Source organism: Culturomica massiliensis, from assembly GCF_900091655.1.
Taxonomy (GTDB): Bacteria; Bacteroidota; Bacteroidia; order Bacteroidales; family Marinifilaceae; genus Culturomica; species Culturomica massiliensis.
Map to the genome: position 1 here is coordinate 1,532,665 of NZ_LT594621.1, position 25,338 is coordinate 1,558,002.

Annotated in this window: 20 protein-coding genes; 12 read left to right on the forward strand and 8 right to left on the reverse strand. The window is 39.9% G+C overall.

The genetic code is table 11. From position 1 onward, the window contains the following. The first annotated feature begins 22 nt into the window (after nucleotides 1-22). The 11 genes from BN8908_RS07865 to BN8908_RS07915 all read left to right on the forward strand — a co-directional run bounded on the left by BN8908_RS07865 (nucleotide 23) and on the right by BN8908_RS07915 (nucleotide 12,192). A complete protein-coding gene (locus tag BN8908_RS07865; RefSeq protein ID WP_235837466.1) occupies nucleotides 23-826 on the forward strand; it encodes a glycosyltransferase family 52 in 804 nt (267 codons plus the stop codon). After that, nucleotides 823-1,926, forward strand: a complete 1,104-nt coding sequence (locus tag BN8908_RS07870; RefSeq protein WP_068689921.1) for a hypothetical protein — start codon at nucleotides 823-825, stop codon at nucleotides 1,924-1,926. The genes BN8908_RS07865 and BN8908_RS07870 overlap by 4 nt, the downstream gene beginning before the upstream one ends. A gap of 64 nt (nucleotides 1,927-1,990) precedes the next feature. Then, nucleotides 1,991-2,707 carry a WecB/TagA/CpsF family glycosyltransferase gene (locus tag BN8908_RS07875; RefSeq protein ID WP_021988452.1) on the forward strand — a complete coding sequence of 239 codons (717 nt, stop codon included), beginning with the start codon at nucleotides 1,991-1,993 and terminating at the stop codon, nucleotides 2,705-2,707. Between the two features lie 7 nt (nucleotides 2,708-2,714). Next, nucleotides 2,715-3,653 (forward strand): NAD-dependent epimerase/dehydratase family protein, encoded by a 939-nt coding sequence (locus BN8908_RS07880; RefSeq protein WP_068689923.1) that lies wholly within the window; start codon nucleotides 2,715-2,717, stop codon nucleotides 3,651-3,653. A gap of 73 nt (nucleotides 3,654-3,726) precedes the next feature. After that, on the forward strand, nucleotides 3,727-4,680 hold the full coding sequence (locus BN8908_RS07885; protein WP_068689925.1) for an MraY family glycosyltransferase: 954 nt from the start codon (nucleotides 3,727-3,729) through the stop codon (nucleotides 4,678-4,680). A gap of 181 nt (nucleotides 4,681-4,861) precedes the next feature. Next, nucleotides 4,862-5,257: a WbuC family cupin fold metalloprotein gene (locus BN8908_RS07890; protein ID WP_068689927.1), complete on the forward strand. Its 396-nt coding sequence runs from the start codon at nucleotides 4,862-4,864 to the stop codon at nucleotides 5,255-5,257. A gap of 139 nt (nucleotides 5,258-5,396) precedes the next feature. Further along, nucleotides 5,397-6,470 (forward strand): GDP-mannose 4,6-dehydratase, encoded by a 1,074-nt coding sequence (gmd, locus tag BN8908_RS07895; RefSeq protein ID WP_068692171.1) that lies wholly within the window; start codon nucleotides 5,397-5,399, stop codon nucleotides 6,468-6,470. Nucleotides 6,471-6,537: 67 nt separating this feature from the next. Beyond that, the gene (locus BN8908_RS07900; RefSeq protein ID WP_068689929.1) at nucleotides 6,538-7,620 is read left to right on the forward strand and encodes a GDP-L-fucose synthase family protein; all 1,083 of its coding nucleotides are present in this window, start codon (nucleotides 6,538-6,540) and stop codon (nucleotides 7,618-7,620) included. A gap of 88 nt (nucleotides 7,621-7,708) precedes the next feature. Further along, nucleotides 7,709-10,561, forward strand: coding sequence for a bifunctional fucokinase/fucose-1-phosphate guanylyltransferase (locus BN8908_RS07905; protein WP_068689931.1), 2,853 nt, complete (start codon nucleotides 7,709-7,711; stop codon nucleotides 10,559-10,561). A gap of 99 nt (nucleotides 10,562-10,660) precedes the next feature. Further along, nucleotides 10,661-10,990: an L-rhamnose mutarotase gene (locus BN8908_RS07910; protein ID WP_021988444.1), complete on the forward strand. Its 330-nt coding sequence runs from the start codon at nucleotides 10,661-10,663 to the stop codon at nucleotides 10,988-10,990. Between the two features lie 5 nt (nucleotides 10,991-10,995). Next, nucleotides 10,996-12,192 carry a sugar MFS transporter gene (locus BN8908_RS07915; RefSeq protein WP_148453241.1) on the forward strand — a complete coding sequence of 399 codons (1,197 nt, stop codon included), beginning with the start codon at nucleotides 10,996-10,998 and terminating at the stop codon, nucleotides 12,190-12,192. Nucleotides 12,193-12,237: 45 nt separating this feature from the next. Here the strand turns inward: BN8908_RS07915 and BN8908_RS07920 are convergent, their stop codons facing one another. The 7 genes from BN8908_RS07920 to tgt all read right to left on the reverse strand — a co-directional run bounded on the left by BN8908_RS07920 (nucleotide 12,238) and on the right by tgt (nucleotide 22,102). Further along, the gene (locus BN8908_RS07920) at nucleotides 12,238-13,374 is read right to left on the reverse strand and encodes a Wzz/FepE/Etk N-terminal domain-containing protein (RefSeq protein ID WP_068689935.1); all 1,137 of its coding nucleotides are present in this window, start codon (nucleotides 13,372-13,374) and stop codon (nucleotides 12,238-12,240) included. A 1-nt stretch (nucleotide 13,375) separates the two neighbouring features. Beyond that, on the reverse strand, nucleotides 13,376-15,847 hold the full coding sequence (locus BN8908_RS07925) for an SLBB domain-containing protein (RefSeq protein WP_068689937.1): 2,472 nt from the start codon (nucleotides 15,845-15,847) through the stop codon (nucleotides 13,376-13,378). 101 nt (nucleotides 15,848-15,948) lie between these two features. Then, the gene (locus BN8908_RS07930) at nucleotides 15,949-16,452 is read right to left on the reverse strand and encodes a UpxY family transcription antiterminator (protein WP_021988440.1); all 504 of its coding nucleotides are present in this window, start codon (nucleotides 16,450-16,452) and stop codon (nucleotides 15,949-15,951) included. Between the two features lie 25 nt (nucleotides 16,453-16,477). Then, on the reverse strand, nucleotides 16,478-18,433 hold the full coding sequence (locus tag BN8908_RS07935) for a polysaccharide biosynthesis protein (RefSeq protein ID WP_021988439.1): 1,956 nt from the start codon (nucleotides 18,431-18,433) through the stop codon (nucleotides 16,478-16,480). Between the two features lie 104 nt (nucleotides 18,434-18,537). After that, on the reverse strand, nucleotides 18,538-19,785 hold the full coding sequence (locus BN8908_RS07940; protein WP_021988438.1) for a pseudouridine synthase: 1,248 nt from the start codon (nucleotides 19,783-19,785) through the stop codon (nucleotides 18,538-18,540). A 70-nt stretch (nucleotides 19,786-19,855) separates the two neighbouring features. Next, on the reverse strand, nucleotides 19,856-20,935 hold the full coding sequence (locus BN8908_RS07945) for an LptF/LptG family permease (RefSeq protein WP_021988437.1): 1,080 nt from the start codon (nucleotides 20,933-20,935) through the stop codon (nucleotides 19,856-19,858). Nucleotides 20,936-20,971: 36 nt separating this feature from the next. Then, a complete protein-coding gene (gene tgt, locus BN8908_RS07950) occupies nucleotides 20,972-22,102 on the reverse strand; it encodes a tRNA guanosine(34) transglycosylase Tgt (RefSeq protein WP_021988436.1) in 1,131 nt (376 codons plus the stop codon). A gap of 526 nt (nucleotides 22,103-22,628) precedes the next feature. Between tgt and BN8908_RS07955 the strand changes: the two genes are divergently transcribed. Next, the gene (locus BN8908_RS07955; RefSeq protein ID WP_021988434.1) at nucleotides 22,629-23,003 is read left to right on the forward strand and encodes a response regulator; all 375 of its coding nucleotides are present in this window, start codon (nucleotides 22,629-22,631) and stop codon (nucleotides 23,001-23,003) included. Between the two features lie 34 nt (nucleotides 23,004-23,037). Here the strand turns inward: BN8908_RS07955 and BN8908_RS07960 are convergent, their stop codons facing one another. Next, the gene (locus tag BN8908_RS07960) at nucleotides 23,038-25,212 is read right to left on the reverse strand and encodes an alpha-galactosidase (RefSeq protein WP_068689939.1); all 2,175 of its coding nucleotides are present in this window, start codon (nucleotides 25,210-25,212) and stop codon (nucleotides 23,038-23,040) included. Nucleotides 25,213-25,338: the final 126 nt, after the last annotated feature.

A 25,338-nucleotide genomic window follows, 5' to 3' on the forward strand; every position in this document is an offset into this window, starting at 1 on the left:
AATACTGCTGTTGACGGAGAATATGTCCTCCGGTAGTTTTCCCTGTCAGAATAAGTTCGATAAAGTAATAAAAATCTATTACCGGAAAAACTTTCTTTTTTTCTTTTTTGCCTGGTTGCAAGTACTCTGGAAACTAAAAAAACACCACGTTGAGAAAGTCTTGTTATCCAATCCCATTTTAGTTATTAATCAATTAATAATAAGTAAATTAAAAGCAAATAAAATTATTTTTTTGGAAGACGGATTAATGAACTATTTCCCGTTTTCTCCGCCTCGTTATAAGGTAAAAACCTTCGTACAAAAAATATTCTGTCTTGAAGATGATGAAATATTCAACCGTATTGAATATACTTACCTCTTGAAGCCCGATGAAGCTGTTTTCTATAAAGGAACACCCCGAAAATTACACCTGAACGAGTTCATCGATGAGCAAAGTCATAGATCCCTGCGCGGACAATTAAAAGATAAGGCTGTATTTGCCGGTCAACCACTCTATAATATCGGAATATTTTCAATAGAAGAATATAACGAAGCCGTTAACAAACTCATCCAAAAGTATAATATCGATTATTATATCCCTCATCCCTTTTCATCGGAAAAGGAAAAAATCGATTGTCCTTATCTGGATCTGAATAAAGAAAAAGTAACGCTGGAAGTTTTGGCTTACGATTGTAATTTTACGGTTTATTCATTCGGATCCTCGATTTCGTATACGACAAAATTAATCAATCCCTGTATTAAAAGTATTCTTTTTAAACCCAGGCAGTGGTCGAATCGTGTGCTGGATATGATTACCAGACATTGTGATCAAGTGATTTCTCTATGAAATACAATATCTCCAAGATATACGTTATTGCCAGCATCTATTTGCTCGTACTTTTAGCAGCTTTTTTACTTCCCCGGCAGATATCCAATTTTAATTATATATTTTTGATCCTTTTCACTTGCAGCAACCTGATCTTATTCCCTCTGAAAAAAAATTTCATTTCTTTGTTTTTAATGATTGTTTATTTCACCCTTTTACAGTTCCTATTACCTGAAAGCAATTTTTTATATTACATAAACGACCTGCTTACGATCGTATTTATCGTAGAATGCATTACGATCGCCCAATACGCAAAGATTTATGATTCCGAATTGAAAATTTTAAAATATCTTTTTCTGGGATATCTACTCCTATCTTTAGCATATGCTGCATTTTCCAATAATTACGAAGAAAGCAGGTTCTTAGGCCTCATGCAAGGGACTAATTTGTCCGCTTCTGTCAGTATGATCCTGCTTGTCTTGGTATGGGAAATCGAAAAGCTGAAAAACAAAAATATTTTCCTGCTTCTTTTTTTAACGGGTATTTTTTTCTCTTTTATCTTCTTATACAAAACCCGTACGCTTTTGTTTGCCCTCCCTTATTTTATTTATCAATATACTAAATATTGGAACGTTAAAAAGGTAATCATTTGGGGAGGAATTATCGCTATCCCCCTCATCCTGTACAATTATAAGAACCTGATATTTGAAAATTTCAGACTGGCAGAAGACAGTTCTTTTATAACCAGATTTTCACTTTATTCCTATATGTATGAGAATCTGGCAAAAAGCCATTTTATTCTCCCTCATGGGTTTAATTCTGCCAATAACCTGATATACAATTATAGCGGAGAAAATAATTACGTTCACAACGATCTGTTTAAATATCTCTACGATTGGGGAGGTATATTTCTGATCTACATTTTTTTTATCATTAAAAGAATAATAAAACCATTCGATTGGAATATGGCTTTTATTCTTCTTCTGGTTTTAGCCAATTCATTTCATAATATGCTTTTTTCGGTTTATATCTGGATTCCTTTTACGATCATCCTCCTTATAAACAAATCCGGTAACCCTTTCATACCTAAAGGGAACATTCCTGTGGTTCCGAACCTTTAGAAGCTATTTCAAAAAATATATATACTCCCTCTTTTTTGTCGTTTGTCCTTTAAGTCCTTTACTTATGGAAAGAATATACACTATTTTTAACCGTAAACTTCCGGACAGTTTACAAGATTTGCTCCCTGGTCCCGGAAATGTCATAACATTTCTAAATCCTTATTCCTTATACAAAGCCAATGAGAAGCCGGAATTATACCAGGAATTTTCCTATATAGCTTCAGACGGTATTTTACCCTTAATGCTTCAACGGATTTTCGGTATCCGTAAATCACAGCGTTATTCATTTGATATGAGCGGTATCGCAGGACAAGTTTTTACTTATGCGGCTCAGAATCATCTGAAAATTTATTTTATCGGTTCTCGCCGCGAACAAATCGATCAGTTTATCGGTCTGCTGACTACTGCTTATCCTTCTTTATCCGTTGCCGGATGGCGGGACGGATATATAAAAGGAGAAGAAGAAAAGAGTTGTCAAACCATTCTGGCATGCAATCCGGATATTGTTATTGTCGGTATGGGAACTCCTCTGCAGGATGAATTCGCTATACGCCTGAAACATATGTCGTTTAAAGGGACAATATATACATGTGGCGGGTTTATGCATCAGGCAACTCAGAAATTAGAATATTTTCCTCCTTGGATCAACAAACTACATCTGAGAGCTTTTTATCGTCTTTATAAAGAGCCGTATGTACGTAGACGGATCCTTTTATATTATCCGAAATTCATTTTCCAATATTCCTGGTTTCTGTTAAAAAACAGAAAATCATTAAAATAACCCTATCATGAATATTCTTATTACAGGAATCCACGGTTTTGTAGGTTCCAATCTTGTTATGGCCTTGGGTAAGGAACATGTGTTGTATGGGCTGGATATTGTTGCTCCGGAAAAAAAAGGAGTATTAAAGACTTTTTCGTGGAAGGATGTGGAGGCAGGACAATTGCCGGTTGTAGATGTGATAATCCACCTGGCCGGGAAAGCACACGATACGAAAAATACGGCTCAGGCCCAGGAGTATTTCGATATTAATACCGGACTGACGAAAAAGATTTTCGATTTCTTTCTGGCTTTCAGAACTCAGAAATTTATTTTTTTCAGTTCCGTAAAAGCAGCTGCTGACTTTGTCGTAGGTGATGTACTGACAGAAGCGGTCATTCCGTGTCCTAAAGGCCCGTATGGTGAAAGTAAAATTGCTGCGGAAGATTATATCCTTTCCCAAAAAGAAAAATGGGAAAACCGGAAACAAGTATACATATTAAGACCCTGTATGATCCACGGGCCAGGGAATAAGGGCAACCTGAACCTATTGTATAATCTGGTGAAAAAAGGCTTGCCCTGGCCATTAGGCGATTTTGAAAACAGGCGGTCATTCACATCCATCGACAACCTTTGCTATATAATCGACGGATTGATTCAAAAAAATGTCATTTCCGGAATTTATCATATCGCGGACGACGAATCCCTATCTACCAATGAATTAATCGAAATCATGTGTAACGTGATGGGGAAAAAACCGCATATCTGGAAAGTCAATAAAGGGTTTATGACGGGATGCGCCCGATTGGGCAGTGTCATGCATCTGCCCTTAAATTTAGAAAGGCTTCAAAAACTGACCGAAAATTACGTAGTGTCGAATGCCAAAATAAAAGCAGCGTTGGAGATCGACCGGATGCCTGTACACGCCAGAGAAGGACTCGAAAAAACAATCCGGAGTTTCCAGTAATAAATAAAAAATTGAGGAATATTTAAAATTCCACAAAACATCCGCTCCAGTGCGTTATTTATCTCATTTTAGTATGTATTATCTGTTTATTTTTCTTCTGTTATTATGCGCAGAATTGATTTACTTCCGCATAGCAGATCGATTTAACATTATCGACAAACCGAGCGCAAGAGGATCACATACCCGGATCACCCTGCGGGGGGGCGGAATTGTTTTCTATTTCGGTGTATTATTGTATTTTTTTACCCACCATTTCGAATATCCTTGGTTTGTACTAGCGTTAACCCTGATCGCAGGTATCAGTTTTATCGACGATATACGATCGGTATCCCAAAAAGTCCGATTGATATTTCATTTTACAGCCATGCTGCTACTGTTTTACCAATGGGGTATCGCTTCACTCCCCTGGTGGTATATTCCTGTTGCACTTATTGTATGTACGGGAATTATCAACGCCTATAATTTTATGGACGGAATAAACGGGATTACGGGAGGCTATAGTCTGGTTATATTAGGCTGTCTGACCTACATCAATGAATTTCGGATTACCTTTATCGAATCGCAATTTCTATGGATCATATTACTTGCCGTAACCGTCTTCAATATTTTCAACTTCCGGAATAAGGCCAAATGTTTTGCCGGGGATGTCGGTTCTGTGAGTATTGCTTTTATTATCCTGTTTTTATTGGGAAAATTGATTATTCTCACCCAGGATACAAGTTATATCATACTATTAAGTGTCTATGGTGTCGACAGTATTCTTACAATCATTCATCGGCTGATCCTGCATGAAAATATAGGCCTTCCCCACCGCAAACACTTATACCAGTTAATGGCGAACGAATTAAAAATTCCGCATACGGCCGTTGCCGGATGTTATATGTTACTCCAGGTGTGTATATTTGCAGGATATATTGTTTTTTATAACTACCGTTTTTGGTATTTAGGTGCAATCATTTTAATTTTATGCTGTGGTTATATAGGATTCATGAAAAAATATTTTCATCTCCATATAAATAAACATTAGTTGTAGTTTACAAGTAAAAAATAATTCAGTCCGTAAATGACATACTGGGACGGACTCATTGTGTAATTTATGAATAAACCAAATGATGATTTTACTTATAAGTTTAAAATTCACATAGTGACTTATTGATAGTGTAACTTTATATCCCAATCGCAGATCAAACATAAAATACATTTATAAAATGGAAATCATCGAAGATCAATTACTCGATCAGGTAAGTAGAAAAGCTAAGGAGAACCAACGTCTGAGAATGAATTATAACTTTCATACTTCTCCGGAAGCCGGAGCACAACGTCTGCTAAATGCCCTGGAACCCGGAACCGAACTACCGATACACCGGCATACACATACGGCAGAAACTTATTTAGTAATAAGAGGCAAAATCAAAGTACTCCTTTATAACGATATGAAACAAATTACCGACACTGTCGTGCTTGATCCGTTACAGGGAAATTACGGTGTAAATATTCCCATAGGGCAATGGCATACCTTGGAAGTATTAGCATCCGGGACTGTTATTTTTGAGGTCAAAGACGGTCCTTATACGCCTATTTCGGAAGAAAATATTTTAATATAGCGAAAACACCGATCCGTCATTACTGAAAAGCATACCAATTCTCAACGGTATGCTTTTTTTAATATCTTCATATTTCAAATATATTTACGATATTTGTACAATAGTATATAAACGAATATTTACGGAATCTAAACGATATATGAAAAAAACAGCGTTAATTACAGGAATTACGGGACAGGACGGATCGTTTTTGGCTGAATTCCTGATTGAGAAAGGATATGAAGTACATGGGATTATGAGACGGTCGTCGTCTTTCAATACGGCACGGATTGAACATTTATATCTGGATGAATGGGTACGGGATATGAAACAACAACGGTTGATCAATCTGCATTACGGCGACATGACAGACTCGAGTTCGTTAATACGGATTATTCAATTGGTACAACCCGATGAAATATACAACCTGGCAGCACAAAGTCATGTAAAAGTCAGTTTTGATGTACCGGAATACACCGCCGACTCCGACGCCGTAGGTACTTTACGTTTGCTGGAGGCCGTACGGATTCTTGGGCTGGAAAAAAAGACCCGGATATACCAGGCTTCGACTTCGGAATTATTCGGTTTGGTACAGGAAGTACCGCAAAAAGAAACCACCCCCTTCTATCCCCGTAGTCCTTATGGTGTTGCCAAACAATACGGTTTCTGGATTACTAAAAACTACCGGGAAGCTTACGGTATGTTTGCCGTAAACGGTATTCTTTTCAATCACGAAAGCGAACGCCGGGGCGAAACATTCGTTACCCGCAAAATTACCCTGGCAGCCAGCCGCATCGTACAAGGATTTCAGGATAAATTATACGTAGGAAATCTAAACTCTCTGCGTGACTGGGGATATGCCAAAGATTATGTGGAATGTATGTGGCTGATGCTGCAACACGAAACTCCGGAGGATTTTGTCATTGCAACAGGACAGATGCACTCCGTACGGGATTTCTGTACTCTGGCTTTTAAAGAAGCAGGTATAGAATTGGAATGGCAAGGAAACGGAATAGATGAAAAAGGAATAGACCAGAAAACAGGAAAAACACTGGTAGAAGTCGATCCGAAATATTTCCGGCCGACAGAAGTAGACCAATTGCTGGGAGATCCGACCAAAGCCAAAACCCTGTTAAAATGGAATCCGACTAAGACTTCTTTCGAAGAGTTAGTACATATCATGGTTGAGCATGATATGCGGTTTGTGAAAAAATTGTATAAAAAAGCAGAATAAGACGTAAGATTATTCGGATTTTTTCAAAAATAAACAGATATCTGATAATCCGGAGTAAATTATAATAATGGAAAAGACAAGTAAAATATACGTTGCCGGACATAAAGGACTGGTCGGTTCTGCTATATGGCAAAATTTACAGACGAAAGGTTATACAAATCTGATCGGGAAAAGCCATAAAGAGTTAGATTTACTGGACGGAGTTGCCGTACGGGAATTTTTCGACCGGGAAAAACCGGAATACGTATTTCTGGCAGCAGCATATGTCGGCGGCATTATGGCAAACAACATTTACCGGGCTGATTTTATTTACCGGAATCTGCAAATTCAGCAAAACATCATTGGAGAAAGTTTTCGGCATAAAGTTAAAAAACTCTTGTTTCTGGGCAGCACCTGCATTTATCCGCGGGATGCCGGACAACCGATGAAAGAAGAAGCTCTTCTCACATCACCCCTGGAATATACAAACGAACCTTACGCCATTGCGAAAATTGCAGGACTGAAGATGTGCGAGAGCTTCAATCTGCAATACGATACCAATTATATCGCCGTTATGCCGACCAATTTATACGGACCGAATGACAATTTCGACCTGGAACGAAGCCACGTATTACCGGCGATGATCCGGAAAATACATTTGGGGCGATACCTGCATGAAGAGAATTGGGAAGCAGTACGTTATGATCTGAATAAACGTCCCGTAGAAGGAGTCGATGGGAACGCTCCGCAAGAGACTATCTTAGCAATTCTGGCTAAATACGGTATTACAACGTCTGCTGTGGAACTGTGGGGAACCGGCAAGCCTCTGCGTGAATTCCTATGGAGTGAAGAAATGGCAGATGCCTGCGTATTTATTATGGAAAGAGTCGACTTTCAGGATCTCAAAGGCAATTCTCCGGAAATACGTAACTGCCACATCAATATCGGAACGGGTAAAGAATTGACGATTGCCGAACTGGCAAATCTGATCGTAAAAGAAGTTGGTTACAAAGGAACATTACGTTTCAACGCAGAAAAACCCGACGGAACAATGCGTAAGTTAACGGATGTCGGCAAACTGCATAAATTAGGATGGCACCATAAAATAGAAATCGGAGAAGGGATTAAAAAAATGTACGAATGGTATAAGAGCGAGAATTGTAAATTGTAGATTTTAGATTGCCACACGAATTAGCTCTTAAAAATTGACGATTGGATACAGGGAATATACCCGGGTGTGTTATGACAAATAAAGCAGGATGAAAAAATTGTTGTCGTTACCGGCAAATTTAGTCGGTTACTTTCACAAATTGCAAAACGCAGACCGGCAGGAATGGTTTTGTACTTCAGACCCAACCGATCATAAATTAGGTTCGGGAGGCGGGACAAGCTGGCTATTGGAAAAATGCAGGGAAAACGATGCACCTCATAAACCGTTTAACGATTGGCTGAAACAGGAAAAACGAATTCTCCTGCATGCCGGAGGCCAAAGCCGAAGACTTCCGGGATATGCCCCTTCAGGTAAGATTTTGACACCGATCCCGGTATTCCGTTGGGCAACGGGACAATGTTTCGACCAGAATTTATTGTCTTTGCAACTTCCCCTTTACGAAAAAATGATGGAAATTGCCCCGCAAGGTCTACATACCCTCATTGCCAGCGGGGATGTTTATATACGTAACAACGAACCTTTACAAGAGATTCCCCAAGCCGATGTCATCTGTTACGGATTATGGACTGATCCGTCCATAGCCACCAATCACGGGGTTTTCATAGCCTCCCGGGAAAATCCGGACGTACTGGACTATATGTTGCAAAAACCATCTGTAAAAGAACTAGGGCAACTTATGGCCACACATCTGTTCCTGATGGATATCGGGATTTGGATATTGAGTGATAAAGCGGTCGAATTACTGATAAAGCGGTCGCATAGCAGTAGCAATAAAGAATTCCGGTATTACGATCTATATTCGGATTTCGGTCTGACATTGGGAATGCATCCTAAAATCAACGATCCGGAACTAAATACACTGAGCGTAGCCATTCTACCCCTGCCGGGCGGAGAGTTTTACCATTACGGGACAAGCCGGGAACTGATATCATCGACGCTTGCGGTACAAAACCGGGTACACGACCAACGGATGATTGTACAACGCCATGTAAAACCTCATCCGGCCATGTTTGTACAAAATGCAGAGATCGAAATTCCGCTTACTGCCGACAACTCCAATCTCTGGATAGAAAACAGCCACCTCGGTAAAGGTTGGAAAATTCACAATCAACATCTGTTCACCGGTATACCGCGAAACGAATGGACCATAGAGATACCGGCAGGCGTATGTATCGATATCGTACCGATCGGAGAAAAAGCCTATGCCATTCGTCCCTATGGTTTTAATGACGCTTTTAAAGGTCCGCTGGACCATCCGTCAACCCTTTTTATGGGACATCCATTCAAACAATGGCTGGAAACAAGAAACTTAAGCTGGCCGACCAGTCTGTTGAACCCGGATACCGATATCCAATCTGCCGCTCTTTTTCCGGTATCTCATTCAATAGAAGAAGCCGAAGAGATACTCAAATGGATGATCCATACTCCCGGTTCAGACACAGGTAAAGCATTGTGGTTGAAATCCCGACGGCTTTCTGCCGATACTATTTCTGCCCAAGCGAATCTGATACGATTATTCGGGCAACGCAAAGAATTTCAAATTAAAAATTGGAGTTTTCTGGCTAAGAATTACGAAAAAAGTGTATTCTATCAACTGAATCTGATGGATGCTGCCCAAGAATTCGTAACCAATCACATCGATCTGCCGCACCCTCTCCCTTCCGGTTGTAACCGGATGACCCGGATACGTGATCACATGTTCAGAGCCAAGGTTTTACAATTATCCGGAAAAGAATTTTTACCGGAGGAAAACAAAGCTTTTGCACTACTTCGGGAAGGCCTGATCGAATCCGTACACTCTCAAAAATTATCTCCCGGCAGATCTGTATATGCAGATCAAATTGTATGGAGCCGCAGTCCGGTACGCATAGACCTGGCCGGAGGCTGGACAGATACCCCTCCCTATTGTCTGAATGAAGGCGGCCGGGTTGTCAACATTGCTATCGAATTAAACGGACAACCTCCCATACAAGTATATATAAAACCAAATCCGGCAAACCGAATCATCCTGCGTTCGATTGATTTGGGAGCTATGGAAGTCATTACGACTTATGAAGAACTACATCACTTTACCAAAGTAGGCTCTCCCTTTTCTATACCGAAAGCGGCTCTGGTCCTCAGTGGTTTTTCTCCGGACTTTTCAGACATAAAATACAGCAGTCTGGAAGAACAGTTACAAACGATAGGCGGAGGGCTGGAAATCACTCTACTCTCCGCAATTCCGGCCGGTTCCGGTTTAGGGACCTCTTCCGTTTTAGCAGCTACCATACTTGGGGCTTTATCGGATTTTTGCGGAATGGGATGGGATAAAAACGAAATCTGCCGCCGCACTCTTATTCTGGAGCAATTGCTTACCACCGGAGGAGGCTGGCAAGATCAGTTCGGTGGAGTATTGCAAGGTATAAAATGCATTGAGACGCAACAAGGATTTGAACAGAGCCCCAGCGTAAAATGGCTGCCGGATATGTTGTTTACCGAGCCGGAATATAAATCGTGTCATTTACTTTATTACACCGGTATTACCCGGACGGCCAAAAATATTCTGGCAGAAATTGTAAAGGGTATGTTCCTCAACGAAACAAAACATCTGCATCTGCTAAAAGAAATGAAAGAACATGCTGCAGATCTATCCGACGCTATTCAAAAAGGCTGTTTCCCAACTTTAGGAACACTCGTTAAAAAGACCTGGACCCAAAACAAGGCTTTGGACCGGGGAACGAATCCGGAAGCTATAGAAGCTCTGATCCGGCAAATCGACGATTATGCTTTAGGTTATAAACTACCGGGAGCCGGAGGTGGCGGATATTTGTATATGATAGCCAAAGACCCGGAAGCTGCCGTAAAAATTAAACGGACATTGACGCAAAACCCGCCGAATAAGTTAGCCCGGTTTGTAGAAATGACGTTATCGAAAAAAGGATTACAAATCAGCAGATCATAAGTTATCCGTATAAAACAGTTAATTTGAAGTATAAAATCTGAGAATTTAAAATTGGGAAACGGTTATAAATTCAATTTAAAATATACAATATCATTATATATGAAAAGATTTTGTCAGACATTGCATTTAAAAGAAGATCTGGAATTGATCAGACAATATACAGAAATACACCGGCAAATCTGGCCGGAAATCAAAGCAGGCATCCGGGAAGTAGGTATTTTGGACATGGAAATATACATCCACGGAAATACACTTTTTATGATTGTGGAAACAACGGACGCTTTTGACTGGGTAAAAGACAATCAGCGATTAGCCGCTCTTCCCAGGCAAGCCGAATGGGAAGCTTATGTCTCCCGTTTTCAGCAGGCAAGTGCTTCTGCTACTTCAGCCGAAAAATGGCAATTGATGGAACGAATTTTTAAGTTATAAACCAGATGAAATTATCTATTGTAAAAACCAAAGAAGGAGTTTCCTATTTATACCCTTTTATCCTGGTCACTTCCCTGTTTTTTTTATGGGGATTTGCACATAGTATCCTGGATGTTCTGAACAAACATTTTCAAGAAGTACTGGTTATTTCCAAAACGAAGTCAGCACTGATACAGGCTGTTGTTTACGGTGGCTATTTTCTGATGGCATTACCAGCCGGTATGTTTATCAAACGCTACGGCTACAGGGCCGGCATCATACTCGGACTTTTATTATACGGATTAGGAGCATTCCTGTTTATTCCGGGAAGTTTTTTGATGTCTTTCTATTTCTTCTTATTTTCCTTGTTTATCATCGGTTGTGGTTTGACTTGCCTGGAAACAGCTTCCAATCCTTATGTAACGGTTTTGGGAGAACCAGAAAGTGCTGCCAGCCGATTAAATCTGGCTCAATCTTTCAACGGATTGGGATGGATTTTCGGTCCATTGATCGGAGGCTTGATTTTGTTTTCCGATGACAGTCAAGCCAGTGACATCATATATCCTTATCTGATCATCGGCTGCTCGGTAATTGTCATCGCACTTTGTTTTATACGCATACCGCTTCCGGAAGTAAAGGAAGAAAGCTTTTCCGCTATTATTGAAAAAAAATTGCACCGATATCCCCATTTCGTATGGGGAGTTGTCGTTTTATTCCTCTATGTTGCAGCTCAAACAGGAATCAACAGTTTCTTTATCAATTATGTAACGGAAACAGCTCCGGAAATTTCCAACCGGACAGCTTCCTTATTATTGTCATTCGGAGGAATGGGATTATTTATGGCAGGCCGTTTTGCCGGCAGTTATCTGATGCGCAAAGTAAAAGCTACATTTCTACTCGGCATAAACGGTATAGGAGCCATTCTGATGATGCTTATCGTCCTGACTCAACTGAAATGGATTTCAATTACAGCATTATTTTTATGCTTTTTATTTGAATCCATAATGTTCCCAACCATTTTTGCCTTATCATTGAAAGGTTTGGGATATCATACCAAAAAAGCTTCTTCTATTTTAATTATGTCGATTGTAGGAGGAGCTATCGCACCAATTATGATGGGGATGCTCGGAGAAGAGTCGATGGCCATAGGATTTATTATCCCCCTTCTTTGCTTTATCGCTATCTTTATCTACGCCATCCGGTTTTCCAAGCTTTATCGATAAAGACAGTTCCTGCCATCAATACGATAAGCAGGAACTACCCTTAGATTATTCTTTAATATATTTATTTAACTTCTCATTGCCGGAAACTTTCGCTAAAAACGGCAAAGTAAGTACCAATCCTATTCCGGCGAAACCGCCCAGGAAAGTAAAAAGTATACAGATCAAAGCCCGTTTGGGTTTAGAACGCTCGATAGGTACTGTAACCGGATCCACAATCGTAAATACAGGTGTTGTTTCTTTTACCTGTATCTTTGCCTGCTCCAACTGCTTTGCCAATTCCGTATAAATACTAAGTGTCAGATTATAGCGGGTATCCAGTTTTTCCTGCTCAGTCTGGGCCTTGGCTGAAATAAGATTTTTATTGGCATCCCGGAAAATAGCCCTTTCCTCCTGCACTTGTTCAAAATCCCGTTTGGCCTCATCATAACGCCCTTGTACAAAATCAAGATTCGACTGTACTTTTTCAATTTTAAACTCGGTAATGTATTTTTGTAATAACACCTGTACCCTTTCAGCCAATTGAGCAGCAGACCAGGCATCGGGCATATCAACACTCAGCTGAACGTAACCGTCTTTTTCATTCAGATTCAAATTAATCTTATCCTTCAAAATATCTATACATTTTTTCTCATCTTTGGATAAGCTTTGAATCTGATTCTCTGCTGAACCGGAAAATTCCGGCTCCGGCTGTTCTCCCCGGATTGCCTTGAGAATAACTCCCGGTAATCCGATTGTATATTTAACGATCGTTTTCCCCAAACTAAATCTTTGATACTCTTCATTCGTATAATAATCCAATACCGTCACCGGTTCATCGAAATCTTCAAATTTAACCCGAGTATACATGATATCCTTTTGAAAAGGAATACTGGCCAAAACTTTCGGATAAATTTTCGGAGACAATACTTCTCCCCCCGTCATATCACCAAGATTGATTCCCGCCATGGCAGCCAAACCACTCAAACTTCCACCTATCTTTTTATCTGAAGACTGAGGTACCAACGTACTACCGGCAGTATATTCCTTCGCACTGAAAAGAGCCACTAAAACACCTAATATCATAAAAGCAACCGTAACTTTCAATATGAGTTTACGGTTTCTCCAAAGCTTCCGGATAACCTCTACCAAATCGATTTCCTGCTCCGGATTATTCATAGGCGGCGTATTTACATGCTGTTCCATCTTATTTCGTCGAATTAATGATTGATGTTATCATTGCGGCCATTGAAGTTGTTGAAGTTGTCAAACTCATAATTTCAGCCAATCCTAATCCTTTACGCGGTTGTTTCAAGGGCACGATAATTTCACATCCGGGCTTTATATCCAATCGTCCTCCTCTGGCCACAGCGACCGTTCCATTCATATAAATCACAAAAGCTCTGCGTTTGCGAGCCCTCTGTGCAAAACCACCCGCCTGTGAAATGTAATAGGAAGTTTTCGCTTTCGGCTTATACACCACCGTATTCGGATACATCACAGCTCCGCTAATCTTGACGGTTCCGGAATACTCGGGTATCACCAACTGATCTCCTTCTTTCAAAATAACATCGTAATCGGACCCCGGATTTTCCAAAGCTTTCTTCAACTCTATTCCAACCGGATAATAATCACCCAAATTCATCAGTGCCATATCAATCGTATCATTCCCCCCTTGTTGAGTCAATTTCATAATTGTTTGTTGTATAAGCTTTTTCTCCTCCGGGGTTGTTTTGCGCATCAAACGCGCTCCTTCCGGATAAGCCTCAGGCGTAAGTCCGCCTGCTTTAATAACGATATCGGAAAGACGTTCTCCCTTTTTGGCCAATGCATATTCTCCTCCAAACATCACTTCTCCGTCGACAAACACATCCTGTTGCTCCTGGTATCCGGGAGAACGCCGGATATATACCTCGTCAAACGGTTTTAAGGTAAATCCCGGTTGGCCTCCCGTTATCAAACCGTCTTTGAGGGTAAAGGTAAAAGTTTCAGCCCTCATATCACCGACTGTAGTGCTTTTCGGATCCTTGATTCTGCGGGCAACATCGATTTTAACGGTCGAAGCTGATTCCAGCAACCCACCACATTGAATCACCAGATCTTCAAGGGTCATATTATCGGCAAATTTATAAGTACCCGGATTTCGTACAGCTCCTTTTACAACAATCGTAAAATCTTCTTGTAAGTCAAAAACCGAGGGTACATATAAAACATCATTTTTCTTCAAAGCAATATCTTCGGCCGTACCCTCTATCAATCCAGCTATATCAACAGAAAGTACCTCTAAGGTCAGGTCCGGTTTTTCCCGATAGAGTACAGCCCGGTTCAAAAACGCATCCCCCCGAACTCCCTCGGCTTTATCAAGCAGTTCTTTCAACGTATTTACCCCCTCACCGATTGCATATAAACCTTCCCGATAAACGGCTCCTTTTATTTCTACTTTATTCTCGAAACGAGGAAGCACGGAATCCACAGATATCTGGTCTCCATCCGTCATAATAAATGTATCGAAGTTATTTTCATCGACATTATATATCTGATGTTCCCGGCCGCTTTTCCGAATTACCCGTACATTCTTTTTATAAGCATCTCCTGTAAATCCTCCGGCATAACTCAAAATATCAGCTACGGTCTCCTGATTTTTCATTTCATAAATCATAGGACGTTTTACTTTACCGGATAAATCCACCAGATTAACATACGGACTTACCACAATGACATCCCCATCCTGTAAAAGAATATTCAGGTCGTTCTTTCCCTGCATGATATATTCATAAATATCCACATCGGCAACTTCTTTCCCATTCCTGTATATCTTTATACTACGTAAAGAACCGATCGGATTTACACCTCCTGCATTGTACAAAGCATGAAAAGCGGAGGCTAAAGAAGGTAAGGTATAGGTACCCGGCACCGCAACTTCGCCCATCACATTCACCTGAATACTTCGGATTTGTCCCAGAGTCAGACGGATAGACACATTACCGGAAGCAATCGCATAAATCTTACTGAATTCATTTTTCACACGGGCATTCGCTTCTTTTACCGTCAGTCCGTTCAAATAAATCGGTCCGATACCTTGTACAACAATATTACCATCCGGAGAAATAACCTGCCTTATATTCGCCTCTGAATTTCCCCATATATCAATAATCACTTCATCCCCGGGCCCCAACAGATAATTGTCTGGAGTTGCAATATTCAATTGCGGTTCAAAAGTCAGCAACGTATTATTAAAAATATCTTTACCGAAGATGACACTTTTTTCCGTCTCCACAGGATAGGGAAGCTGCATTATATTTCCAATCGAATCGATAAAAGAAACATTTTCTCCACGCGGAGCTTCAAACAAAGGTTTTCCCGTCAATTCATCCTCTTTCAGATAACGGCTATCAGTCTTTTTATCGTTCTGTTTCAACGGTAACTGGCGTATCCGGGTATCGGTCGTGACGTTCCCGGCATCTTTCAAATTCAACTCACCTTTCTCATAAGTATCTTTCAATCGCAACAGTTGTTCTTTGGTCACCCCCTTCTGTAACAGCATAACAGCAATCTGCTGCTGACTCATCCCCTGTTTCTGGGCCGTTAAAACCATCTGAATTACATCATTATCGGACACTTGTCCCCAAGCCTGTATAATCAGACAAACTCCTAATAACAACAATGCTATTTTTTTCACGCCGATTTCCGTTTAATTAATATTCTATATACAAGTTACAAAATTACCTAAATCATCTGATAAAATAAAACACCCACCTCCTTTTTTCACAAATGAACCGATCATTCCAGCTTTTCAATCCATCCCAAAGGTATAGTTGTTAATGCACAGCCGAAATATTGCAAACGAATGGCAATCTTATATTTTCCCCGCATCTCAATAAGATCCCCGATCAATCCCTCCAACTCACCTTGCTTTACTCTTATCTTATCTCCAATCCGCAAAGGATTGTTTACAAATTCAATCTCATCAACCGCATGCTCTACCATCATCCGTAAACGCCTGATCTGATCTACAGGAATAGCTGCAGGTGCCGATTTTTCCTTTAAAAAAGCCACTGCTCCCGTTGTATTCAATACTTTCAAAAAGTCATTTGCAGAAACACAAACAAAGATGTATCCGGGAATTAATGGTACTGCGATTTTTTTCTTACGGTCGCTCCAGATACGTGTTTCAATTTTTAAAGGTAAGTAATTCTCGATCCCTTGTTCTTCCAACCTTTCCTTCACTTTCTTTTCTGCACGGGGAGCGGTATGCAAAGCATACCAGGAAGAAGAATATTCCATGTTCACTTTAATATTACCAATATATTTATTCTTGTACAGCTTTTTCCATCATCAGATCTACCCGGTTTGCTTCAAGTTGAAAGTCAATCTCCTCATAAACGGAATTTTTGGATTTGAATTCAGGCACAATAAACTTCATTTTTCTTACCGTTTCAAAAACATTTCCCTTATCGACAATCATACGCAACTCTATGATTTCCTGCTTGATTTCTTCAAAATCATATTCACGCACTTTAGCCCGTTTAATTCGTTTATGAGGTGTCGGCAATGTCGTCTCCTTTACGTTCAACACTTCTTCGTATAGTTTTTCACCCGGCCGGAGACCTGTAAATACAATATGTATATCTTTACCTACTTCAAATCCGGAAAGTTTAATCATTTTACGAGCCAAATCGACAATTTTCACACTTTCCCCCATATCGAAGACGAATATCTCACCTCCCTCTCCCAAGGCCCCGGCTTGCAATACCAATTGACAGGCCTCCGGTATGGTCATAAAAAAACGGGTAATATCCGGATGTGTCACCGTTACCGGACCACCTTCTTCTATCTGTTTGGTAAACCGGGGGATTACAGATCCGTTAGACCCCAATACATTACCAAAACGGGTCGTAACAAAACAGGTTTTCGATTGAGCATTCAACGACTGTATGTATATTTCAGCAATCCGTTTGGTACATCCCATTACATTCGTCGGATTCACAGCTTTGTCGGTCGAAATCATAACAAATTTATCACACCCGTATTTCACAGCCAGATCAGCCACATTTTTTGTTCCGAAAACATTAGTCTTTATTCCTTCCAACGGCAATAATTCAACCATCGGCACATGCTTATAAGCGGCAGCATGATACACAATATCAGGCCGATACCTGACAAATATACCTTCCGTTCTGTCATAATCCCGGACATCTGCCATTTCTACCGAGAAATCATTGAAACGGAATTTTTCAGATAATTCCAGTTGTATATCATAAAGAGGTGACTCTGCCTCATCCAGTAAAATGATACGTGCCGGTTTAAAACGGGTCAACTGCCGGACAATCTCGCTCCCAATCGAACCGGCCGCACCTGTTACCAAAATTGTTTTATTCAGTAACTGTTTACGCAAAGCCTGATCATCCAATTCTATAACTCCACGATCCAGTAAATCCTCAATCTTGATGTTTTTAATATGTTTAATATTCAACTCCCCGTTAATCCAGCTTTCAAATTGAGGCACTTCCAATACACTGACATTGTATTTCAGACAGGTTTCAATCAGGCGGCGTTTCTTATCCTGCGCCAGCAATTTTTTGGCGATTACCACCTTATCGACATCATTCCGCTTCAAAAGATAAGATAAAGCACTGGACTTATAAATCTTGACACCCTCCAATACCTTCCCTGCTTTTTTATCGTTCATATCTACGAAAGCAATGATATTGTATGAGGCATCCACAGCATTATCCAAAGCATGCTTCGCCATCATTCCGTATTCGTCACTACCGCAAATAATCACATTTTTCTTTACCTTTTCAGCATCGACATATTGGGAAAATGTAATTTTAACAAATAAACGAAGTATCGTCATGGTACACATCAATACCATATATTCAATCAAAAGAAACCCCAACGGAATAAAAAATGTCTGATCAAAAATGAAAAAACCGGCATTAAACAACAAAAGAACCAATTCGCCGGCCGTCAATACATAAAATATCCGCAATACATCTTCAGTCCCCGTATAGCGAATAATTCCGGAATAAGTTTTCCCTAAAATAAATCCGACCATCCGAACCCCTACAACAATAAACATGATCTTTATCAGAGGCTCTAAAACGATCTTATCAATCTGAAAATTAGCTAAAACCAAACAAGCAACACCTATTGAGAACAAACTCAGACATACATCTAAAATGAAAATGATCCAACGAGGGGTATAAGAAATCTTCTGTAATATCCTCATTCTGTTCATTCCTTGTGATACCAGTGCCACCATAATAAATATTTTAACAATGAAAACAATGCAAAATAAGCATTATTTTTTAAATAAAAATATTACATTTAAAAATATATACAATCCGGACTGATTTTATAAACCCGTCAGGTATTATATATCTTCAATATCCGAACCTCCTGAGAAGTCAAAAACCGCCATTTTCCTCTCGGTAAATTCTTTTTGGTTATTCCCGCAAAATACACCCGGTCAAGACGAACGATGTCGTATCCCAGATGCTCAAATATCCGTCTCACAATCCGGTTACGTCCTGAATGAATCTCAATCCCGACCTCGGATCTGTCAGGCGACGTATAACTAATTTCATCGGCTTTTATAAAACCGTCCTCCAATTCCAATCCTTTACTGATCTTTTCCAGATCCGTTTCATCCAACGGTTTATTCAAAAATACATGGTATATTTTCTTGTGTTCATATTTCGGATGCGTCAGCTTCTTGGCTAAATCACCGTCATTCGTAAACAATAAGACGCCTGTGGTCTGACGATCCAAACGCCCGATAGGATAGATCCGTTCTTTACACGCATCTTCTATCAGACTCATCACAGTCTTACGTTCAAGCGGATCTTCTACAGTAGTTACGTAGTCTTTAGGTTTATTGAGTACCAGATATACTTTTCGTTCGGGAACAATTAAAACATCGTCAACTTCTACCCGATCGTTCTTACGGACTTTAATTCCCACAGTCTGGACAACTTCGCCGTTTACTTTCACTCTTCCTTCGGCTATCAACACGTCCGCATCTCTCCGTGAACATACCCCTCCCATAGAAATATAACGGTTCAAACGCAACTCAGCATCTTCTTTTTCTACCTTAAGCCGATGGTGCTCCAACTGCTTTTTCTTACTGTAATGCTTTTTACGCAATTCTTCCTTCCCTTCTTCCCCCAAAGAATCCTGACGCTTATAGTCGCGTTTTATGTATTTGTTTTCCCTACTGTAATTCTTCTCTTCAGTCGGTTTTGAAAAATAACTCCTACGTCCGGGGGTTTTCTCCTGCGAACGATTTGCCGGATTCGTTCCTGTTTCCCGCTTATAATAATCCCTCTTCTGATACCGTCCCCCATTCTCCGATTCTTTCCGGCCTTCCTCTACTCTCGGTCTGCGTTGATAACGGGATTCAGACTCCTGCCTAACACTTCCCTCCTCCCTTGTATAATTAAAACGAGGTTTATTTTCATTGTCTTTTCTCTCCCGGTCAAAATAGCGACGATTCGTCTGCGAAGATTCTTTGTTTTCACTTTTATATCCGGAATTCCGGGTATTTCTGGAAAAAGAACGACCTTCCTGGCGACGTCCTTCGTTATTTTCTCTTCTATTGATTTTTTTCTCCATATTAAACATATTATCACACCCAATTCTACACAAGCCCACCCTTCTATCGGTATTTATTGTATTTATTTTCCTATTTCGGAGCTGTCCGGTATACAAAAAACGCAATTACCGCAAACAGTATATTCGGCAGCCACACGGATAATAACGGATTCATATCCCCGTTTGTTGCGAAAACAGTCGAAAATTGCATAAACAGAATGTAAGAGAAACTGAGTAACAATCCCAACCCCAAATGCAGGCCCATCCCCCCCCGGATTTTACGGGAAGAGATAGACACACCTATTAATGTCAAAATAAAAGTCGCAAAAGCATTGGACCATATTTTATATTTTTCAATCTGAAATTCGATAATATTAGAACTTCCCCGCAACTTCATCCGTTCGATATATTCATCCAATTCCGGCAAGGTAAGCTGTTCCTTTATTTTACTCGGGTCCTCTGAAAATTCCGAAGGCAAAAACCCCAGCAATGTATCAATCTCCCGGCCCGTCGTGTATTTATCCCGGTTCCCTTCAAGCTCCCGCAATTTCCAATTACTGATCACCCATTTTTCCTTATCTTTATCCCAGGTAATGCGACTGGACGTAAGCTTACTGACCAACGTATCATTATTAAACGTCTCAATAGAAAAATCGTATCCGATATTGGAAGCTACCGAATAATTCGACATATAAATAAATACGCCGGGAGCGATCTGCCGGTGGATATTAGCTTCCTTATTATTGAATTTTTTATTGATATAACGTTTCTGAAATTCAATACGCGTCTGATTGGCATTCGGAATAATAAAAGCACTGAGACAAAAAGACAACAATGCAATTACAGCCGCAGATATCATATAAGGAAACAAAAAACGCTTAAAGCTGATACCGGTACTTAATATAGCTATGATCTCACTATCATAAGCCATTTTCGAGGTAAAAAAGATTACGGAAATAAAAGTAAATAATGATGAAAAAAGATTAGCGAAATAAGGTATGAAATTCAGATAATACTGAAAAATAATCTCCGACAACGGGGCCTGATTCCCTATAAATTTTTCCAACTTTTCCGCAACATCGAAAACAACGACGATACACAATATAAGTGCCAGGGAAAAAAAGAATGTTCCCAAGAATTTACGGATAATGTATAAATCGAGTTTTTTCATTTTAAGACTATTGGACTCTGAAATAGCAGCTTCCTATTACAACCGTGTTGTTACTTTTTTTACCATTCGTGATTTCCAGACAGCAAAATCTCCTTCCAGAATATGTTTTCTGGCTTCACGAACCAACCATAAATAAAAAGCCAGATTATGGATAGAACATATTTGTAATCCCAATATTTCATCGGCCTTTATCAGATGTCTGAGATATGCCTTTGTATAATCTGTGTCAACAAAGCATAATCCGGCAGGATCTAAAGGAGAAAAATCCCTATCCCACTTTCTGTTTTTTATATTAATCACACCTTCAGTCGTAAACAACATTCCGTTACGTCCATTCCGGGTGGGCATAACACAGTCGAACATATCTACTCCCAAAGCAATCGCTTCCAGAATATTTTCCGGAGTACCTACCCCCATCAAATAACGGGGTTTATTTTGCGGTAAAATACGGTTTACGACTTCTATCATCGCATACATGTCTTCTGCCGGTTCACCGACAGCCAAGCCGCCGATAGCATATCCGGCCCGATCCAGCGCTACCGCATGCTCCGCCGACCGCTCCCGCAAATCCTTATACACACATCCCTGAACAATAGGAAACAGATTTTGTTCGTAACCATACAAAGGCTCCGTGGCATCCAGATGTTTTACGCAGCGTTCCAGCCAGCGCTGCGTCAATTCCAAAGATTTTTTTGCATATCCGTATTCACTCGTTCCCGGAGGACATTCATCGAAAGCCATAATGATATCCGCCCCTATTTTACGCTGGATATCCATTACGGATTCCGGTGTAAAAATGTGTTTCGAGCCATCAATGTGGGAATGAAATATGACTCCTTCTTCGGTAATCTTCCGCCGATCGGTCAAAGAAAAAACCTGAAAACCTCCGCTGTCCGTCAGGATGGGTCTGTCCCAGCCGTTGAATTTATGTAATCCTCCGGCAGCTTGCAATATATCTGTTCCCGGACGTAAATACAAATGATACGTATTCCCCAGAATAATTTCTGCACGAATATCATTTTTTAATTCCCGGGCATGTACAGCTTTCACTGTTCCCACCGTTCCTACCGGCATAAAAATAGGAGTATGAATTTCCCCGTGCGCCGTTGTTAACACCCCACAACGAGCTTCACTATTCTTATCTTTAGCCAATAAAGTATATTGCATGATCTGTCCGGAAACAAAAATATTAAACGTCCAACATTAACGAACTGCAAAGATATACTTTTTTTACGAGATACGGTAGTGTGTTTAAGAAAGTTGAAAAAGACATGCCATAAAAACGGAAAGCGATGTAAAAAAGCAAATTACACACATAACAAATAGTATCTTTCAGCCAAATTTAAGGTACGTTTTTTAAGTTTATAAAAATGGGAAAAATTCAAATAGAAATGTAAGAAAGAAGAATAGATATAAATATTTTTTTAATTATTGAAATACAGTTGTTTATGATGTATTGAATAACCTGTATGAATGATTTTAATTTCTATCTGTCAATTTTTGTGATTACACAAAAAAAACGTACCTTTGAATCTCCCTCTAAAAGGGTCATAAGTATTATTTTATGGTGTGTGTGTGAATCAAATAAAGTCGTATTCCGTATAAATGACTTTAGAATATTGAAATCATAAAATTTTTACATTCGGAATTGCATTTATATTCAACAGAATATTAATTTAGGCAGACAGAATACATGCATAATTCAAAAAACAAACCTATTATTGTCATAGCCGAAGATAACAGAGATAATTACCTGTTGTTGGAATATGTTCTAAAAGCAGACTTCCAGCTTTTACATGCTTATAACGGACGCGAAGCAATCACTCTTTTTAAGCTCTATAATCCTGTCATACTTCTAATGGATATCCGTATGCCTGAAGTTAACGGATACGAAGCTCTTTCTGAAATTCGCAAAATATCATCCAACGTTCCGGTTATTGCAGTAACTGCCTATGCCTACTCTCAGGATGTTAAAAATATCCTGTCCTACGGATTTACAGACTACATTGCCAAACCGATAAATGTCCAGACATTGAAAGAAAAAATCAATAATTTACTCCTTAAATGATAAGAGGTGCGGTTGAAACCACACCTCTTATTATTTATTGAGCTGTTATTTCAAGAATCCGGCTATGTGTCTTGTTACCTGTAAACACGTCTATCCCCACCTTCATTAAAAAATCACCGGAATATATTTTTCCGTGGGCAGTTAAATCGGATTGATGTCCCGGCATCAAATTGATCTCTTCAATTTTATAGTTTTTAACGGGATTTAATCCCTGTAGTTTTACCGGAAATAATTTTTCTCCAAAACGAGGATACAAATCATAAGCATAAAGAACTGCTTTACGCTTATCTTTTCCGACATGTACAACCGCAGCATGATTTGTTTCATAAGGAGAAACCAGACGATAAAAATCTCCTTGTAGAATAACCGGAGAAAGGCGTTTAAAATTTTTCACAGCTTCCTGACAAAACGCCTGTTCATCTGCTGTCATATCTGCAATACCGATGTCAAATCCCAATTTACACATCATAGCAACATCCGTTCGGAATTTGACGGATTGTTTTCCCCAGCCAGTGACATGCGCACACAAAACCTGTGAAGGAAACACTTGCGAAAATCCCCATTGAATAAAAATACGTTCCACCGGCTCTGTATTATCGCTTGGCCAAAATTCAGTGAAATATTTCAATGCCTCATAATCACAACGGGCTCCTCCCCCGGAGCAAAGCATCATCGGCAGATTCGGATATTTTTCTTTTAGCCGCTCCAAAACGCTATATATCCCACGTACGTGATCTATATACAATTGTGACTGCTTATTTTTCAAATACGGAGAATAAATATTGGTGATCGGACTGTTGCAATCCCATTTGAAAAAAGCAATTCCCGGATGTCGGGTCATTAAGTTATCAATAATCCCATATACATAATCCTGTACTTTTGGATTACTCATATCCAATACTAACTGATTGCGATAGTAATAAGGTTCCCGGTTAGGCTGATGAATCACCCATTCCGGATGCTCTTCAAACAAATCACTTTTCGGATTTACCATTTCCGGCTCGACCCAGATTCCGAATTTGACTCCTGCTTTTTCGGCCCCCTCGACTAAAGGACCAACACCATTAGGTAATTTACTCTTCATTGGTTCCCAGTCACCCAAACCAGCACGGTCGTCATTTCGGGGATGATTATTCCCAAACCAACCGTCATCGAGCAAAAACATATCGACCCCCAAATGCTTCGCTTCTTTCATCAAACCAAGCAATATCTCTTCATTAAAATTAAATCCGGTATTTTCCCAATTATTCAATAAAGTAAGCCGTGCCCCCAATCCGTCTTTTACCTGGTAATGCCGTGCCCAATCATGCAAATTGCGACTGGCATCGCCGACACCATTCCCACTGAGAGTAAAAATAAATTCAGGTGTCTTAAAAACCTCTCCCGGCACAAGCTCATAACAGGAAGCATAAGGATTTATGCCTGAAATTACGCGCAAATTTCCCACATTATCCACTTCAAAGGTAAACCGGAAATTTCCGGTCCATCCGATAGTACCGACCAATACCAATCCTTCGTTTTCAGCCACCGGATGCCCCAGGCCCAATTGAAAAAACGGATGTGCATGCATGGCAGCCCGGCTTCCTAGTTTCGTGTCAATAATTTTCTTACCGAATTGTAGCTCCTGAGAAGTCATCATCGCCTCACGCGCCCAATCACCACTGAATTCAGTCAAAAAATAGCGCGGACTTTCAAAATAAAACATAGCAGAAGCATAACGGAATAAAGTCACCGGCTTTTTCTCCCGATGGCATATCTCTGACCAGGATTTAATCACATTCTCTTTGGCAAAAGACACATAATGTAACTTCACCTCGATCGGATAAACCTCATCTTTCAATGTAATTATGGTTTCTTCCACATTCGTATCTATCCGACGGACTTCCTGTGAAACAAACTTCAACAAAGTCGCCATATTCCCATCATTATGAGTGATACCTAATGCCGGTTCAAAATAATCCTCCATTCCTGAACCCGGATATACTTCCCACCCTTGTGCCGCTACATTTCTGTCTTTTGACAAACACTCTATATCCGTCCCGTTCATAAATCGGGGACCTAAATACGACTGATACAAACGCCCGTTCGCCCCCACCTGAAAAATTAAATCCGTAGCGGCTGTCGAAATCCGGATCACCTGTTTATCTGCTGCTTGTAATTGAAATATTCCAAAACATAGCACCAATAAGGAAATCAATTGCCTTTTCATGAAAAATAAATTTAATAAACCGTAAAATGATTACCGTACATGCAACCGATAACTAAATTTCCGCAAATATATAACATAAATCAGATTGATAAAAATTTTAGGAAGTTTTGTAAATAATGATAAAAA